Raw genomic sequence first — 15,103 nt, forward strand, 5'->3', positions numbered from 1 at the left:
CCTCACGCCGCGAGCTGTTTCTCAAATTCTCCCGGTGCAACCCATTCTTCACGAGCATTAAGAAGCACAACCCCGTCAAGCTCTCTCCGAACATCTTCCAGTAGCGCCGCCCATGCGCGGGGGAGTACTCTACCATATGTCAGATGCAGAGTGTGTGCGTCCTGCCTAATAGGTTCGCCTGTTTGAATGAATCCCCTGCCAGTGGAGATGAAGAGCATCCGGCGCACATTCTGCGTACGCTTGAAACTCTTCAACTGTGGCAACTTTTCAAGGATGGTTGAGCGGATAGTCTCCTCAATTCTTGCTTCGTCTGACATATCAGAGGAATGCATCTCGTTACTAGCAAACATGGAAACCGACACCGTTTCCTCGGTACCGGGAACATTGATACTATCCCTTCCGTACGGCTCCACCTTTTTCCTTACGGAGATCGGAACTCCCAAACACATGACTTCTATCCCAAAAGTAAGGCTATTTTTCTGCCCAGTGAAATCGACTGTCTGCTGGTCTTGAGTATTCAGTTTGCGCAACTCGCCGAAATCCTTCGCCATGAGCCACTTGCATGCCTCGACCTCGGCTAGGGCACCCAGAATCTTAGTGTCTGCTGCGTGAGAATCTTGAGGCAATCGGCCCTCAAAAATCCGGTTGAAGTCGGCGCAGGCACTTGCTCCGTCCTTGAGAGCTTCCTCCAATTCCAAGATGTCCTTCCCTGACTCATCACAAGACAATGCATCAACAAGCAGGTTTTGCCCTAAAACTGGATGACTAAGGCCCGGCCGCACCCATTTCCAGAGAAACCTGTTGATGTTCGAGCATCGTGTCCGCCTCGTATGAATAAGCTGCTCTTCCTCTGGCGGGATAATTTGTTCGCTATCCATTTGGGTGCTCATTTCTTCCCCGCCCCCACCATCCCCAAAAACCTGTCGAACATGTACACGTTGTCCATCGGCGCGTTACCCTCGCACCGTGTGGAGCGTAAGCCCTGGCACGCGCTCAAAGTGCTCATCCAGCGTATAGACCTCGCAGCCATGCTCCAGGGCCAGCGCCGCGATGAGCAGGTCCATGATGGATACCGTCACGCCCTTTTGGCGGAGCTGGTGGGAGAGCTCTCCCACCCGAACCCATGTCCCTTGCGTTTCCTCCAGATAGGGGAATCCTCTCAGACCCGCACGTAGCTGTTCCGCCTCCCGCTCGGTTCTCGCCCCCTGGAGAACCTCGGCCAGCACAACGCCCACGACGGCGATCTCGCCGCTGGCCCGCAGCCGGTCCATCTCCTTCTTCACCGACGACGGTTGCAGCCTGAAGAACTGGAGCCAAATAGACGTGTCAACAATCACCATCGGCGCTACCGGGGCTCCGCGTGGCGCAGCTCATGCCAGTTGTCCACCAGGTCTATCTTCCCCGCCAGGCTCCATAGTCTTTCGATATTCCTCCGGCGCACATAGTCCTGGAGGGCCTTCATCACCGCCTTGCTTTTCTTGCGCTCTCCCGTCAGGCGCGCGACTTCCTCCAACACATCCTTGTCAATATCCAGTGTCGTGCGCATCGTTTACCTCCGTTCTTGAATGCATCAAAATTATACACCAAATTTCCGCATCATTTCTTGTGCGCCTCCACCATCTCCAGGAACCTGTCAAACATGTACACGTTGTCCATCGGGCCGGGCGACGCCTCGGAGTGGTACTGGATGCTCATGATGGGCAGGCCCTTGTGCCGCATCCCCTCCACCGTGCCGTCGTTCAGGTTGACGTGCGTGACCTCCACGTCGCTCGGCAGGCTGTCGCCGTCCACCGCGTAGCCGTGGTTCTGCGCCGTGATGTGCACCCGGCCCGTGACCCTGTCCTTCACCGGGTGGTTCCCGCCCCTGTGGCCGAACTTCAGCTTGAACGTGCGCCCTCCGTAGGCGTGGCCCAGCACCTGGTGCCCCAGGCAGATGCCGAAGATGGGCGCGCGCCCCATCAGCTTCTTCGTCGTTGCGACAAGGTATTCCAGCAGCGCGGGGTCGCCTGGCCCCGGCGAGATGACGATGCCGTCCGGCTTCGTCGCCAGCACCTCGTCGGCGGAGGCGGTGCACGGCACGGCGACGACGTTGCAGCCCTTCGCCTTCAGGATGCGCAGGATGTTGTACTTGACGCCCAGGTCCAGCACCGCGACGCGGTATTTGGCCGAAGGGTCCTCCGGCGGCCAGACGTACGACTTGGACACGCTAACCTCGCGCACAAAGTCGAGCGTGCCGTAGCTCGGCTGGCGGCGCAGGTGCTCCAATGCCGCCTCCGGCGACATCTCGCTGGTCAGGACGCCCATCATGACGCCCTTGGAGCGCAGGCGGCGCGTGATGGCGCGGGTGTCCAGGCCCGCGACGCCGGGCACGCCCTGCGACGCAAGGTAGTCGTGCAGCGTGGACTGGCTGCCCCAGTGACTCGGCTCGTCGCACGCCTCGCGCACCACGAAGCCGCGCACCTGGATGCGCCGCGACTCCACGTCCTGCTGGTTGATGCCATAGTTCCCTATCATGGGGTAGGTAGGCACGACGATCTGCCCCGCGTACGAGGGGTCGGTGAGCATCTCCTGATAGCCGATCATGCTGGTGTTGAAGACGACCTCGCCGACGGCGGTCGTCGGCGCGCCGATGGCGTCGCCTTCGAAGACGGCGCCGTCCTCCAGCGCCAGGATGGCTTTAGGAGGCATGCGACTTCACCCCCTGGCTCCCTCTCCTGACCAGGAGAAGGGGAAGGATGAGAGACTGGGGGACACTCCTTCGACTGCGCTCAGGACAGGCCCCAGACCCCCGGCGTCCTTCCGATACCGGAAGGACTGCACCCGCTTAGCCAAGTTTGACCCCCTCGTCGGCGTAGGCGACGGCGCCGCCCACCAAGGTCAGCTTCACCCTGCCGCGCAGCGTGCAGCCGCGCAGGGGCGTGTTCCTGCCACGGGAGGCGAAGCGCTCCACCTCCACCGTCCACTCCTCGTCCGGATGGAAGACCACCGCGTCCGCCGGGCCGCCCTTCCGCAGGCTGCCGAGGCCGCTGGCCTCGCGGCCCAGCGCGCGCGCCGGCCCCACGGTCAGCCGCGCGATGAGCGTGCGCATGTCCAGCGTCCCCGCGTGCACCAGCGACAGCAGGCTGCCCAGCGCCGTCTCGAAGACGCTGATGCCGAAGGGCGCGGCGTCGTACTCGGCGAGCTTGTCCACGTGCAGGTGCGGCGCGTGGTCGGTGGCGATGGCGTCAATGACGCCTTCGCGCAGTCCCGCGACCAGCGCATCCACGTCGCGGCGCGAGCGCAGGGGCGGGTTGACCTTCGTGGACGTGTCGTACACCAGCTCGCTGGCGGGGAAGCGGCACGCCATGGGCCGATAGCCCAGCACCCACTCGTCGGTCATTGTCAGATGGTGGGGCGTGGCCTCCGCCGATACGCGAATGCCCTTCTCCTTGGCCCAGCGGACAAGCTCCACCGTCCCCGCCGTGCTGGCGTGGGCGATGTGCAGACGCCCGCCCGTCAGCTCCGCCAGGAGGATGTCCCGCGCCACCATGATGTCCTCCGCCGCGTCGGGCGCGCCCCGCAGGCCCAGGCGCGTGGCCACCCAGCCCTCGCTCATCACCGCGCCGTCCGCCAGCGACGACTCCTCGCAATGCTCGATGACGGGCACGCCGAAGCTCTTCGCGTAGGACAGGGCGCTCCGCATTAGCGCCGCGCTCGCCACCGGGGCACCGTCGTCGCTGTAGCCCACCACGCCCGCTTCGGCAAGCTCACCCAGAGGCGCCAGCTCCTTGCCCTTGCGGCCCAGGCTGATGCAGCCGATGGGCAGCACCCGCACGGCGCCCTGCTCCGCCGCGCGCCGCCGCACGAACTCCACGGTGGCCCGCGTGTCCAGCGGCGGCTGCGTGTTCGGCATGCAGCAAATGGTGGTGAAGCCACCGCGGGCCGCGGCCTGCGTGCCCGTGGCGATGGTCTCCTGCTCCTCGAAGCCCGGCTCGCGCAGGTGCGCGTGCATGTCCACGAAGCCAGGCGCGACGACAAGCCCCTGCCCACGCAGCGTCAGGCAGCCCGGCGGCGGCTCCAGCGGCTTCCCCACACCCACGCGCAGCGCCGCCACCTTGCCCTCGGCGAAGAGCGCGTCGCCGACGCCGTCAATGCCCTGCGCAGGGTCAACGATGCGGGCCTGCCAAACCAGGACGGGCCGTACCTCTTCGGTCTTCATGCTAGGCCTCCCGCGTGCACAGCAGGTAGAGGACCGCCATGCGGACGGCCACGCCGTTCGTCACCTGCTCCTGGATGACCGACTGGGCGCCGTGGGCCACGTCCGGGCTGATCTCCACCCCTTCGTTCATGGGGCCCGGGTGCAGCACCAGCGCGCCGGGCTTGGCCCGCTTCATCCGCTCCACCGTCACCTGGTAACGGCGGGCGTACTCGGTCACGCTGGGCAGAAGTCCCCCTTTTGTCCGCTCGTGCTGGATGCGCAGGGCCATCACCACGTCCGCGCCGTCCAGCGCACGGTCTATATCCGTCTCCACGGTCACGGGCGGCAGCGTAGGCCCCACGAAGCCCTCCACACCGGCGGGAGGCGGAAAGCCCGCGGGCAGCAGAGGCGGCGGGCCGCACAGCACCACGCTTGCGCCCATGGCCGACAGGCCCCATAGGTTTGAGCGCGCCACGCGGCTGTACAGGATGTCGCCCACAATCACCACCTTCAGTCCCTCAATGTGTCCCAACTTCTCGCGGATGGTGTACAGGTCAAGCAGCGCCTGGGTGGGATGCGCGTGGGCGCCGTCTCCGGCGTTGACCACGCTGCACGCCAGGTGCTGCGCCAGCAGGTACGGCGCGCCCGCACTGGAGTGGCGGATGACAATCACGTCGGCACGGACCGCCTGCAACGTGCGGCCCGTGTCCACCAGGGACTCGCCCTTTACCACGCTGGAGGTAGACGTCGTCACGTTGATGACGTCGGCGCCCAGTATCTTGCCCGCCTGCTCAAAGGAGACGCGGGTGCGCGTGCTCGGCTCGTAAAAGAGCGTCAGCACCGTCTTGCCCCGCAGGGTGGGCACCTTCTTGATCTGCCGATTGAGGATTTCCTTCATCCCGTCGGTGGTGCGGAAGACTGCCTCTATCTCCTCGCGGCTGAAGTCGTCCAGGTCGAGGATATGGCGACGGGGCAGGACCGCCCGCGGCTCCTTCTGCGGAAGGACTGCGCGCATGGCCTTACTCCTCCGAACGAGTCAACACGACCTCGTCCTTCCCATCCACTTCCTTGAGCCGTACCTGTATGTCCTCCGTCCGGGAGGAGGGAACGTTCTTGCCCACGTAGTCGGGCCGGACGGGAAGCTCGCGGTGGCCCCGGTCCACCAGCACGGCGAGCTGCACGCTCTGGGGACGGCCCAGGTCCATCACCGCGTCCATTGCCGCGCGGATGCTCCGGCCCGTAAAGAGGACGTCGTCCACGAGGATGACGCGCTTGTCGGCGAGGTCCACGGGAACGTCCGTGCCGCGCACGACCGGCTGGGGCCGGGCCGAGAGGTCGTCTCTGTAAAGGGTGATGTCCAGCGCGCCCACCGGCACGGCGGCGCCCTCGAACTCACGGATGCGCTCGGCGAGGCGGCGGGCCAGGGGGACGCCGCGCGTGAGCAGGCCGACGAAGACCAGGCCCTCCACGCCGTGGTTGCGCTCCACCACCTCGTGCGCAATGCGGGTGAGGACGCGGCGGATGTCGTCCGCCGTCAGGAGGACCTTCTCGGCGGGCATTAAAAAGCCCCCTGCCAAAGAATCTGGCAAAAGGCGCAGCCAGTCCGAAGAGCGGACGTACAGGTTGTGGGGATAGCGGCGTGTGCCACCGCGAGCCTCCTTGCCAGCCTCACAGGGCTGATTTAAAGGCGACCGCGCTACGAAAAGCCGGACGCTATCCGTGTGCGGTTGTCGCGCTCCAGTATAGCAGCGGCGCGGCGGGAGGGCAAGGGCTTGTGCTCGTCCACTACACACCTGTTACGCCAGGCCGTTCTGCTCAGTTAAGAACCTGTCCAACAACCCTCACCCCCTGCGTCCCCCGCTCCCTTAGCAAGGGAGCGGGGGAGAGAAGTGAAGCTGGGGGGGGGGGGGGGGGGGACAGGCCCCCTGGCAGAGAGGGCGTTGTCCTCTCTGCACTCTCCTCAGGCGCACGGCTACTGGATAGGCTCTAAGACCACGGCGAAGGCCTTGCATATCACGCCCAGCTTGTCGCGTATCCGCTCAGTCGCGCCGATGCTCTCCGTGCGGTACAATGGCGGCCAGCGAGACCTCAGTCGCGAAACCTCCGTTTGGAGGCGTGCGCGCAACTGAGAAGTGGTGCATTGTGCATTCGTCCGCGCGCCGCACTCGTTGAGACAAGCTGAAAATCCCGGCTCCCTACGGAGGTGATATGGCCTGGGACTCCGCGTTCGAATCCGCTCTTGCCGCCCGCTCCATCGCCATCGTCGGGGCGGGCCGGCCCGATCCGGCAAAGGCGGCCCGCTGGAGCGGCGGCACGGTCTTCATTCGCGCCCTCCAGCAGGCGGGCTATGAGGGCGTCATTTACCCCATCAACCCCAGCGCCGACGAAATCCTTGGCTTGAAGTGCTATCCCAACCTGCGTTCCCTGCCTGGCCCCGTGGACCTGGTCATCGTGGCGGTGCCCGCTCCCTTCGCGCCGCAGGTGCTCGAGGAGTGCGGCGCCACGGGCATGCGCAATGTGCACCTGTTCACGGCGGGGTTCGAGGAGACGGGTGAAGAGGAGGGCCGACGGCTGGGCGAACAGGTGCGGCAAATCATCCGCAAACACGGGCTGCGCGTGGTGGGGCCCAACGGGATGGGCCTCGCTTGCATCCCGCGCGCGCACATGGCGGTCTGGGGAGACGCCGACCTCCGCCCCGGCGACGCCTCGTTCGTCTCCCAGAGCGGCGGGCACGCGAACGGATTCGCTCACTTCGCGCCCACCATCGGCGTCTGCATCAGCAAGGTCTTCAGCTATGGCAACGCCTACGGGTTCAACGAGTGCGATTTTCTGGAGTACCTGGCCCGCGACCCCGATACGAAGACCGTCGGCTTCTATTTGGAAGGCGTCCGGGATGGCCGCCGGTTCCTTCGCCTGGTGCGAGAGGTAAATCCCGTGAAGCCCGTCGTGGTGTTCAAGGGCGGCCTCACGGACGCGGGCGCCCAGATGGCGGCGTCCCACACCGGCTCGCTGGCGGGCCAGCGTCGGATATGGGACGCATTCTTCAGGCAAACGGGCGCCATCCAGGTCGAGTCCACGGAAGAGGCGGCTGAGGTCATGGCGTGCCTCCTGCGCCTGCCGCATCCGCGGGGGCGACGCGTCGTCGTGGTCGGCGGAGGCGGCGGCAACAACGTGGCGGCGGCGGACATCCTGGTCGGCGTCGGCCTGGAAGTGCCTCGGGTCAGCCCGGAGACGCACGCGTTCCTGCGCAGCTACACGTCGCCGGCGGGGAGCATCCTCCGAAATCCGCTGGACATGGGAGGCGTCTTCCAGAACATGGACACTCTGGAGAAGACCCTCAAGGCGGTGGTCGCCGACCCCGTCTTCGACATGGTGGTATTCGCCATGAATCTGGGCTGGTTTCGGGACCTCCCCCAGAACACCGGCGACCTGGTGGCCGAGACGCTTGCGCGCCTTATCGCGTCCAATCAGGTGGGGAAGCCCCTGGTGGCGGTGCTGGTGGACAACGGACGCCTGAACGAAGTGGAGCCGCAGCGCCAGCGCCTACGGGCGTTCTTCGCCGACAAGCAAATCCCGGTCTTTTCGTCGCTGGACAGAGCAGCTCGGTCGCTGGCCCGCTACGTGGGCTACTACGAGCACCAGCGTTCGCTCCAGACCGCGGACTCGTGAATCCGTCTGAGGACGTCAGCCACAGCGCAACGGCTGGGCAGGCCGCGTAACTGAACCTGAACGTGTCCAAACGCGAGTCGTCGCATGGAGGTGTGACCATGGCCGAGCCGGTGCTTCTGTACGAGAAGAAAGCCAACGGGCGCATCGTGGTCATGACGCTGAACCGTCCCGACCGCATGAACGCGCTCAACATGGAGCTGGCCGCCAGAGTCGTGGAGGGCTTCAAGACGTTCGCGGCGGACGACGACGCGTGGGTGGCGATTGTCACTGGCACGGGCGACAAGGCCTTCTGCTCCGGGGCCGACCTGAAGGAGCGCGCGGAGGCGGAGAAGGAGGGCGGGCAGCTTCCCCCGCGTCCCATGGTATCGCCGCTCTGCGAACGCTACAACCTCTGGAAGCCCACCATCGCCGCCATCAATGGGTTCGCCCTCGCGGGAGGGTGGCGGCTGGCGCAGCAATGCGACATCCGCATCGCCGCCGAGCACGCCGAAATGGGCATCTCGGAAACGCGCTGGAACCTCGCGGCGGACTGGGTCCACGACCTCACGCGTCAGATGCTGATGGGCCACGCCCTTGAGGTTGCCCTGTGGGGGGACGAGCGCATCACGGCGCGCAGGGCCTACGAGATGGGCTGGGTGAACCGGGTCGTGCCCAGGGAGAAGCTGATGGCCGAGGCCATGAGATGGGCGGAGCGCATGCTGGCCCTCGGGCCTCGCTCGGTGCGGAACCTGAAGGAGATACTCTACCGCGGGTACTACATGACCCCGCTCGAAGGCTACTCGTTCGCGACGGCGCTGGAGCAGAACCTTGCCGGTATGGAGGACACGCGCGAGGGGCCGCGGGCCTTCGTCGAGCGTCGCCATCCGAACTTCAAGAACCGCTAACGGGGTTGATTTAGAGGCGGCCACACTACGAAGAGCCGGGCGCTATCCGTCTTACTTATGGACACGGCAAACCACAAAGGGGGCGTCCCTTCGTCGCTCCGGCTTTCGCCGGAGCCCAGAGACACAAGCTCGCCCGCAACGGGCGCCACTGGATTCCGGCCTGCGCCGGAATGACGGTGGTGTACCAGCGGGCTTCTTGCAGCATTTCTTGCAATACTCACGGGACGGACGGGAATGAACGCTCGCACTAAGACGCGATTGCCCTGCCCACTAACACGCTTGGCCGCCACCCTATAATATCTAGGAACAATGGCTTTCCAAATTGTTACGATTTTCAGTCAAGGTCTAACTCCCTGCAAAGGTCCTTGAAGTGTATGATCATCCTCCGAATTTCGCGAGGGTTTGTATCGTTAAGCTGTTTAAGCTGTACTTCGATATCTGTTGCCCACTCTCGTGTTGGGCCAACATTGAAGAATTGAAGTCGCGGGTTTCTTCCGGCAGTTGAAGTCACTTTGTTATCCCGATGCTCTGAAAGCCGCGCTCTGAGATCTCGCGTTTGCCCGACGTAAAACTCGCCCCCGTCAAGTTTGAGCACGTAAATGTAGAACTCGTTTGCTTCCGAGTCACCCGCTTCCCAGGCAGGAGAATGCTCAATTTCGTAACGCTGAGGCGCCCGAGTAGTTTGTTGAGGCAACTTTCTTGTGACTTGTCCCCCGTGGTAGCATTCGAGGCATAACTCGTAATTGGCGTCTTTGTACCGTCCACATCTTGGGCATTGATTAAGGAATCCGTCTTATAAAGCCGCGAAGTGGTCATAACAGAGAAAGTGTCCCGGCCTAATTGGCTGGCGACAATCCCAGTACTTGCACCTGTTAATCACGCCTACACCTCCGGCGAAGCCCCCGCGTGAACCGCCGTTCATTATAATCCATCCGACCGTGCTATACTTCCCTCGCTTGGGGCCTGCGGCGGGACAGCCGCGGCGGTAAGAGGCGAGCGCCATGATGAGCGATGAGCACGAAGAGATAGGGCCGGAAGGCATCCGTCTGACGAACACCTTCGAGGCCGTCAACGAGATGATGTACAAGACCGGCATGACGGACGGCCTGCCCATCGTCCCGCCGACGCCGGAGCGGCTGGAGCGCTTCCTCAAGGAGACCAGCCGCAAGTCCGCCGACGTCGTCGCCGCCATCCCCCCGAAGAACGGGATGGCCACGGTGGAGAAGATCGCCATCAACGCCGTCATGGCGGGGTGCCCCGCCCGGACCCTGCCCGTGGTCATCGCAGCGGTGGCGGCCATGAGCCAGGAGCCGTTCAACCTCCTGGGTATTCAGACCACCACCGGCACCGCCTCCGTGGGCCTCATCCTGAACGGCCCCCACGCTATGGGAATGGGCTTCAGCGGCGGCGCGGGCGCCCTGGGCGCGTGGAACCGGGCCAACGCCAGCGTGGGCCGGGCAATCCACCTCATCCTGCTGAACATCGGCGGGGCCACGCCCGCGGACATTGACATGGCGACGCTGGGCTGGCCGGGCAAGTTCACCTTCTGCTTCGCCGAGAACGAGATGAAAAGCCCGTGGTCGCCGCTACACGTCGAGCGCGGGTTCCATCGGGACGAGAGCACGGTCACGGTCGTCGGCGCCGCGGGCATCGTCGAGATGGTGGACACCGTCAGCAATTCGGCGGAGAGCATTCTGACGACGATGGCCAACTCTATGTCCATCGCCGGCACCACGGGCGTGGAGTGCATCCTGGGCGGCGGCGAGCCGCTGCTCATCGTGACGCCGGAGCACGCCCACCTGCTGGCCCGCGACGGCTTCAACAAGGCCGAGGTGAAGCGCTTCCTCTACGAGCACGCCCGATTGCCCCTATCTCGCCTGGGCAAAGACAGCCGCGCGCGGGTGAAGGCCCTGCGGGAGCGCCTGGGCGTGGCGGACCTGGACGCGGACCTGCGGGTGGCGCACCGCGCGGAGGACATCATGCTCGTGGTGGTGGGCGGCATTGGCTTCAAGTCGGCGTACGTGCCCACCTGGCCCGGCGGAACGACGAGCGTGACGGTGCGGGTGGAGAAGTAGTTTATATCTGGGGGACACCCCCAGACCCCCGTTTTTCCTTCGGCTTCTCCACCACGCTCCGGTCAATGCTCGCGATGGTCGGCCTGCCGCAGAAGGCCATCGCAAGGTCAAGCTCCGTGCGCAGTATCTCCAGCACCTGCCGCGCGCCGGCCTCTCCGTCCACGGCCAGGCCCCAGAAGATGGGCTGGCCGGTGAACACCGCCCGCGCGCCGAGCGCCAGCGCCTTCAGCACGTCACTCCCGCGCCGGATGCCGCTGTCCAGATAGACCTCCGCCTTGCCGCCGACGGCCTGCACGACCTCCGGCAGCACCTCGATGGTGGCCGACTGGCAGTCGAGCTGCCGCCCGCCGTGGTTAGAGACGATGACGCCGCTCACGCCGTGCTCCACGCACAGCTTCGCGTCCTCCGCCGTCATGATGCCCTTCAGCAGGACGGGGAGCTTCGTCATCGAGCGCAGCCAGTCAATGTCGGCCCATGTGGCGACGGTGACGGGCGGCGCCGACCACTGGCCGGACTGCGCGGTGCTCTGGGATGACGAAGATCGCCTCCATGATGACGGTGCTGTCGAGAGGGTCAAGCCTTTCGGAAGGCTGGCGAAGTTCGCGCGCTCGATTCCGGGAGGGCTGATGAACTTGTTGCGGACGTCGCGCTCCTTCGGAGAGTGGAGGGGGACGTCCACGGTGACGATGACGGCGGTGTAGCCCGCCGCCTCCGCGCGCCTGATCAGGAACTCGCTTATCTCTCGTCCGTTGAAGTAGAGCTGGAACCACAGAGGCCCCGTGGCGACCTTCGCCACGTCTTCGATGCTGTACGTTGAGCCGGTGGCGAGGGCCATCAGCGTCCCCGCGGCGCCCGCCGCCTTCGCCGACGCCAGCTCGCCGTCCAGGTGCGCCATCTTGTGGACGCCCATCGGCGCGACCATGACGGGAAAGCTGAGCTTCTGGCCCAGGACCGTGACGGACAGGTCGCGCTTCGTGATGTCCACCGGACGCCGTGGCCGCAGCGGGATGCGCTGGAAGGCCTCTTTGTTCAGGCGGAGCGTGACCTCGTCCTGCGCGCCGCCCGCGATGAAGTCCCAGATGCCCTGCGGCAACGCCCGCCTCGCCTTTGCTTCAAAGTCGGATAGGCTGATGAGGTCGGACTGCATGGTCGTCTCCTATCGCGTAGTATGCGCTGGCGCGCCCATTATACAGGGTGCGGCCTCAGCTATTTTAGCGTCATCGTTGACGTCCGCGATCGATCTCCCGCTGGAGCCAAAGGCCGAGGGCGGTCGTGTCGCCCTTCCAAGTAGCCAGTAACTCGGCAGCGGGGCCGCCTGTCTTGGAGTCTTCAAGGGGGCCGGCAGCACGGAGAATCGGGCCGTTCCCATCACGAGTAATGGCGTATTGCTTGCCGGACACTGGATGCCGAATATAGCCATAATAAGGAATACTTACCACCTCGACGGTTGCGCCGCCACTCACCCAGCGTCGAAAATTGATTCGAACTTCATGAGGTCTCCAATAGATTTTGGGATTCCACGCGAGCAAGCTCCCATCGCGGCTTGTGCCAGAGATTCGCTTGGATCGCCATAGCCGATCCACCTCTATCGGTTCAACAGGCTGCCATCCATCTGATCCAACCCGATTGACGAGTTTTTGAACCGCATGCCCAATGGAAGACATCGCATCCGGCCAAGGGATGCTACCATCTATTGGCACCCCCGTTGCCTCGTATTCTCTCCCGTCCAGCTTGGCTGAGAATTCTTGGTACTTCCATCTGCCCAACTCCTGAGCACCACCGGCCTTCGTATGCTCGCCGCAATTTAGGCAGTAATTCGCCGAATCAGGTAGTGGTGTTAAGCACTTGACGCAAAACATGTTAACCCTTTCCGAGAACTTTCCTTGAAGACTGTTTATTCCACCATCTAGTTGCTCCACACTCTTAACATTCGAGAACATTGTATTAGATGGTAGTCCTTAGAGAGCGCCCCATCCTGGCGGGTTTTTGCTAGCTAACTTCGGCGCTCCCATTTCGGAGCGCCCTGCGACTGTCCCGCTCGTCCTTCCGTACGCCGCCAATATACACCAGCCGTCCGGCGTGTCAAGCGCAGCGAGAGCGTCGCCCGTCCACCACGACCAGACGCAGGCCGTGTCCGCGTTTGACACCCCCTGCCGCGTGCGCTATCCTCGCAAGCAGCGCATCGCCACGAAAGTGAGGCTACGCCATGTCCCAGGCCATCCTTCCGGGGAAGGACGCGCGCAGCGGCCGCGGCTCCGTCCGCACAGGCCGCATGCGCATGACGTACATCGGCCAGCGGGCGATGACCCTTGACCAGAGGGACTTCATCCCCGGCCCCGGGCCTTACGCCGACCTCAAGCTGGAAAGATAAGGGGGACTCGTGCCGCAGTACCTGGCGCGCCGGCTGGTGATGTTCATCCCCGTCCTGCTGGGGGTATCCCTGCTCATCTTCGCGTTGATGCGCGTCCTCCCCGGCGACGTGGCCCTGATGATCCTGGCCGGCAGCTCCGGCGAAGGCTCCGTCACGCAGGAGCAACTGCGGACGCTCCGGCACAAGCTGGGCACCGACCGTCCCGTTTACGAGCAGTACGCGCGCTGGATATGGGGCCTCGCCACGCTGGACGCGGGACGCTCTCTCAAGACAGATCAGCCGGTGCTGGACGAGATCCGGCGCCGCTTTCCCATCACCCTTGAGCTGGCGGTCCTGACGGCTGTCATCGCCACCATCGTCTCCCTCCCTCTGGGCGTCATCTCCGCCATACGACAGGACACGTGGCTGGACTATGTCATGCGGATCATCAGCATCGCAGGGCTGGCGGCGCCCACCTTCTGGATTGGCACCCTGATGATCCTGGCCATGGTGCGCTTCTTCAACTGGATACCGCCCCTTGGCTTCGCCAGTCTGATTGATGACCCCGCGACCAATATCCAGCAGGTCATCTGGCCCGCCCTGGCCCTGGGCTACCATTTCGTGGCCGTGGTCAGCCGCATGACGCGGTCGCAGATGCTGGAGGTGATGCGGCAGGACTACATTCGCACCGCCTGGTCCAAGGGGCTGCGCGAGCGGTTTGTCATCTACCGGCACGCGCTGAAGAACGCCCTCATTCCCGTCATCACCCTGATGGGCCTTCAGTTCGCCTTCCTTCTCGGCGGCACTGTCATCATGGAGACGATCTTCGTCATCCCTGGACTGGGCCGCACGCTGGTGGAGTCCATCACCTTCCGCGATTATCCCATGGTCCAGGCCATTGTCATGCTGTTCGCGGTCGTCATCCTCGTCTCGAACCTGTTCGTGGACCTCGTCTACGCGTGGCTGGACCCGCGTATCAGCTTTCAGGGCTAGGCCATGCAGCGCGAGACGCCTCTTATTGCTGCCCCAGCCCCCAACAGCGTCGCGCGTGTGTTCGCTTACCTGCGGAGGTTCGCCCACGCCAGCCCCATTGGAGCGGTCGGTGGCGTCATCGCGCTGGTGATGCTGGTGACGGCGGTCACGGCCCCCGTTCTCGCGCCCCAGAACCCCTACAAAATCAACTATGACAGGCTGTTCGCGTCGCCCGGCGCCCAGTTCCTGCTCGGCTCCGACGAGTTCGGGCGGGACGTCCTGAGCCGCGTCATCTACGGCGCTCGGATCTCCCTCTACGTGGCCGTCCTGTCGGTTGCGATCGGCCAGGTGGGAGGCACCTTCTTCGGTGTTATCAGCGGCTACTTCGGAGGGCGCGCCGATATGGCCATCCAGCGGGTCATGGACACGTTCATGTCCCTGCCCGCGCTGGTGCTGGCGCTGGCCATCATGGCGGCCCTCGGGGCCTCCGTGGACAACGTCGTCCTGGCTATCGCCATCGTCCAGGTGCCCAGGACTGCCCGGATCATGCGGTCATCTGCACTGATCATCCGTGCGAACCAATTCATTGAGGCGGCGCGCGCCGTGGGTTGCTCCCACTGGCGTATCCTGACCTTGCACATGCTGCCCAACTGCATGGCGCCGTTCATCGTCATTTCGACGGCGGCCCTGGGCCAGGCCATCCTGACGGAAGGGTCGTTGAGCTTCCTGGGGATGGGCACGCCACCGCCCACCCCGTCGTGGGGCGCCATGCTCGCCGGCGCGGGGCTGGAGTACGCGGAGAAAGCCCCGTGGCTGGGCATCTTCCCCGGTCTGGCCATGACCCTGGCCGTCTTCGGATTCAACCTGTTGGGCGACACCCTGCGCGACGTGCTCGACCCCCGCATGCGGAAGCTGTAGTCGCCACGGCGAGCGTCCTCGCGTCAGACCGATTCCGCGTTTGACACCCCAAGCCGCG

Annotated in this window: 15 protein-coding genes; 6 read left to right on the forward strand and 9 right to left on the reverse strand. The window is 64.5% G+C overall.

What is annotated here, in order from left to right; translation table 11 throughout:
- Nucleotides 1-2: 2 nt before the first annotated feature.
- The 7 genes from Q7T26_00430 to pyrR all read right to left on the reverse strand — a co-directional run bounded on the left by Q7T26_00430 (nt 3) and on the right by pyrR (nt 5,736).
- The gene (locus Q7T26_00430; GenBank protein ID MDO8530626.1) at nt 3-878 is read right to left on the reverse strand and encodes a hypothetical protein; all 876 of its coding nucleotides are present in this window, start codon (nt 876-878) and stop codon (nt 3-5) included.
- A 75-nt stretch (nt 879-953) separates the two neighbouring features.
- The gene (locus Q7T26_00435) at nt 954-1,340 is read right to left on the reverse strand and encodes a PIN domain-containing protein (protein ID MDO8530627.1); all 387 of its coding nucleotides are present in this window, start codon (nt 1,338-1,340) and stop codon (nt 954-956) included.
- 5 nt (nt 1,341-1,345) lie between these two features.
- Nucleotides 1,346-1,546, reverse strand: coding sequence for a type II toxin-antitoxin system VapB family antitoxin (locus tag Q7T26_00440; GenBank protein ID MDO8530628.1), 201 nt, complete (start codon nt 1,544-1,546; stop codon nt 1,346-1,348).
- A 50-nt stretch (nt 1,547-1,596) separates the two neighbouring features.
- Nucleotides 1,597-2,688 (reverse strand): glutamine-hydrolyzing carbamoyl-phosphate synthase small subunit, encoded by a 1,092-nt coding sequence (gene carA, locus Q7T26_00445; protein ID MDO8530629.1) that lies wholly within the window; start codon nt 2,686-2,688, stop codon nt 1,597-1,599.
- Nucleotides 2,689-2,824: 136 nt separating this feature from the next.
- Nucleotides 2,825-4,198 (reverse strand): dihydroorotase, encoded by a 1,374-nt coding sequence (locus tag Q7T26_00450; GenBank protein MDO8530630.1) that lies wholly within the window; start codon nt 4,196-4,198, stop codon nt 2,825-2,827.
- A 1-nt stretch (nt 4,199) separates the two neighbouring features.
- Nucleotides 4,200-5,192, reverse strand: a complete 993-nt coding sequence (locus Q7T26_00455; GenBank protein MDO8530631.1) for an aspartate carbamoyltransferase catalytic subunit — start codon at nt 5,190-5,192, stop codon at nt 4,200-4,202.
- 4 nt (nt 5,193-5,196) lie between these two features.
- Complete coding sequence (gene pyrR / locus Q7T26_00460; protein MDO8530632.1) at nt 5,197-5,736, reverse strand: bifunctional pyr operon transcriptional regulator/uracil phosphoribosyltransferase PyrR; 540 nt, start codon at nt 5,734-5,736, stop codon at nt 5,197-5,199.
- Nucleotides 5,737-6,385: 649 nt separating this feature from the next.
- Here pyrR and Q7T26_00465 point away from each other — a divergent pair.
- The 3 genes from Q7T26_00465 to Q7T26_00475 all read left to right on the forward strand — a co-directional run bounded on the left by Q7T26_00465 (nt 6,386) and on the right by Q7T26_00475 (nt 10,805).
- A complete protein-coding gene (locus Q7T26_00465; GenBank protein MDO8530633.1) occupies nt 6,386-7,846 on the forward strand; it encodes a CoA-binding protein in 1,461 nt (486 codons plus the stop codon).
- A 98-nt stretch (nt 7,847-7,944) separates the two neighbouring features.
- Nucleotides 7,945-8,730 carry an enoyl-CoA hydratase-related protein gene (locus Q7T26_00470; protein ID MDO8530634.1) on the forward strand — a complete coding sequence of 262 codons (786 nt, stop codon included), beginning with the start codon at nt 7,945-7,947 and terminating at the stop codon, nt 8,728-8,730.
- 1,001 nt (nt 8,731-9,731) lie between these two features.
- The gene (locus tag Q7T26_00475; GenBank protein ID MDO8530635.1) at nt 9,732-10,805 is read left to right on the forward strand and encodes a hypothetical protein; all 1,074 of its coding nucleotides are present in this window, start codon (nt 9,732-9,734) and stop codon (nt 10,803-10,805) included.
- A gap of 1 nt (nt 10,806) precedes the next feature.
- Here the strand turns inward: Q7T26_00475 and Q7T26_00480 are convergent, their stop codons facing one another.
- Nucleotides 10,807-11,952 carry an alpha-hydroxy acid oxidase gene (locus tag Q7T26_00480; protein MDO8530636.1) on the reverse strand — a complete coding sequence of 382 codons (1,146 nt, stop codon included), beginning with the start codon at nt 11,950-11,952 and terminating at the stop codon, nt 10,807-10,809.
- Nucleotides 11,953-12,022: 70 nt separating this feature from the next.
- The gene (locus Q7T26_00485; GenBank protein ID MDO8530637.1) at nt 12,023-12,724 is read right to left on the reverse strand and encodes a hypothetical protein; all 702 of its coding nucleotides are present in this window, start codon (nt 12,722-12,724) and stop codon (nt 12,023-12,025) included.
- A gap of 287 nt (nt 12,725-13,011) precedes the next feature.
- Between Q7T26_00485 and Q7T26_00490 the strand changes: the two genes are divergently transcribed.
- The 3 genes from Q7T26_00490 to Q7T26_00500 are packed head-to-tail and all read left to right on the forward strand — an operon-like array spanning nt 13,012 to nt 15,045.
- On the forward strand, nt 13,012-13,176 hold the full coding sequence (locus tag Q7T26_00490; protein ID MDO8530638.1) for a hypothetical protein: 165 nt from the start codon (nt 13,012-13,014) through the stop codon (nt 13,174-13,176).
- Between the two features lie 9 nt (nt 13,177-13,185).
- Nucleotides 13,186-14,148: an ABC transporter permease gene (locus Q7T26_00495; GenBank protein MDO8530639.1), complete on the forward strand. Its 963-nt coding sequence runs from the start codon at nt 13,186-13,188 to the stop codon at nt 14,146-14,148.
- 3 nt (nt 14,149-14,151) lie between these two features.
- Nucleotides 14,152-15,045 (forward strand): ABC transporter permease, encoded by an 894-nt coding sequence (locus Q7T26_00500; protein MDO8530640.1) that lies wholly within the window; start codon nt 14,152-14,154, stop codon nt 15,043-15,045.
- The last annotated feature ends 58 nt before the right edge of the window (nt 15,046-15,103 follow it).

This window comes from Dehalococcoidia bacterium, assembly GCA_030648205.1.
Lineage (GTDB): Bacteria > Chloroflexota > Dehalococcoidia > JAUSIH01 > JAUSIH01 > JAUSIH01.

Bases quoted from the DNA above. Each gene is read 5' to 3' on its own strand.
- pyrR (MDO8530632.1), bottom strand. From the start codon at position 5,736: ATGCCCGCCGAGAAGGTCCTCCTGACGGCGGACGACATCCGCCGCGTC.
- Q7T26_00470 (MDO8530634.1), top strand. From the start codon at position 7,945: ATGGCCGAGCCGGTGCTTCTGTACGAGAAGAAAGCCAACGGGCGCATC.
- Q7T26_00480 (MDO8530636.1), bottom strand. From the start codon at position 11,952: ATGCAGTCCGACCTCATCAGCCTATCCGACTTTGAAGCAAAGGCGAGG.
- carA (MDO8530629.1), bottom strand. From the start codon at position 2,688: ATGCCTCCTAAAGCCATCCTGGCGCTGGAGGACGGCGCCGTCTTCGAA.
- Q7T26_00450 (MDO8530630.1), bottom strand. From the start codon at position 4,198: ATGAAGACCGAAGAGGTACGGCCCGTCCTGGTTTGGCAGGCCCGCATC.
- Q7T26_00465 (MDO8530633.1), top strand. From the start codon at position 6,386: ATGGCCTGGGACTCCGCGTTCGAATCCGCTCTTGCCGCCCGCTCCATC.
- Q7T26_00435 (MDO8530627.1), bottom strand. From the start codon at position 1,340: ATGGTGATTGTTGACACGTCTATTTGGCTCCAGTTCTTCAGGCTGCAA.
- Q7T26_00430 (MDO8530626.1), bottom strand. From the start codon at position 878: ATGGATAGCGAACAAATTATCCCGCCAGAGGAAGAGCAGCTTATTCAT.
- Q7T26_00500 (MDO8530640.1), top strand. From the start codon at position 14,152: ATGCAGCGCGAGACGCCTCTTATTGCTGCCCCAGCCCCCAACAGCGTC.
- Q7T26_00455 (MDO8530631.1), bottom strand. From the start codon at position 5,192: ATGCGCGCAGTCCTTCCGCAGAAGGAGCCGCGGGCGGTCCTGCCCCGT.
- Q7T26_00475 (MDO8530635.1), top strand. From the start codon at position 9,732: ATGATGAGCGATGAGCACGAAGAGATAGGGCCGGAAGGCATCCGTCTG.
- Q7T26_00490 (MDO8530638.1), top strand. From the start codon at position 13,012: ATGTCCCAGGCCATCCTTCCGGGGAAGGACGCGCGCAGCGGCCGCGGC.
- Q7T26_00440 (MDO8530628.1), bottom strand. From the start codon at position 1,546: ATGCGCACGACACTGGATATTGACAAGGATGTGTTGGAGGAAGTCGCG.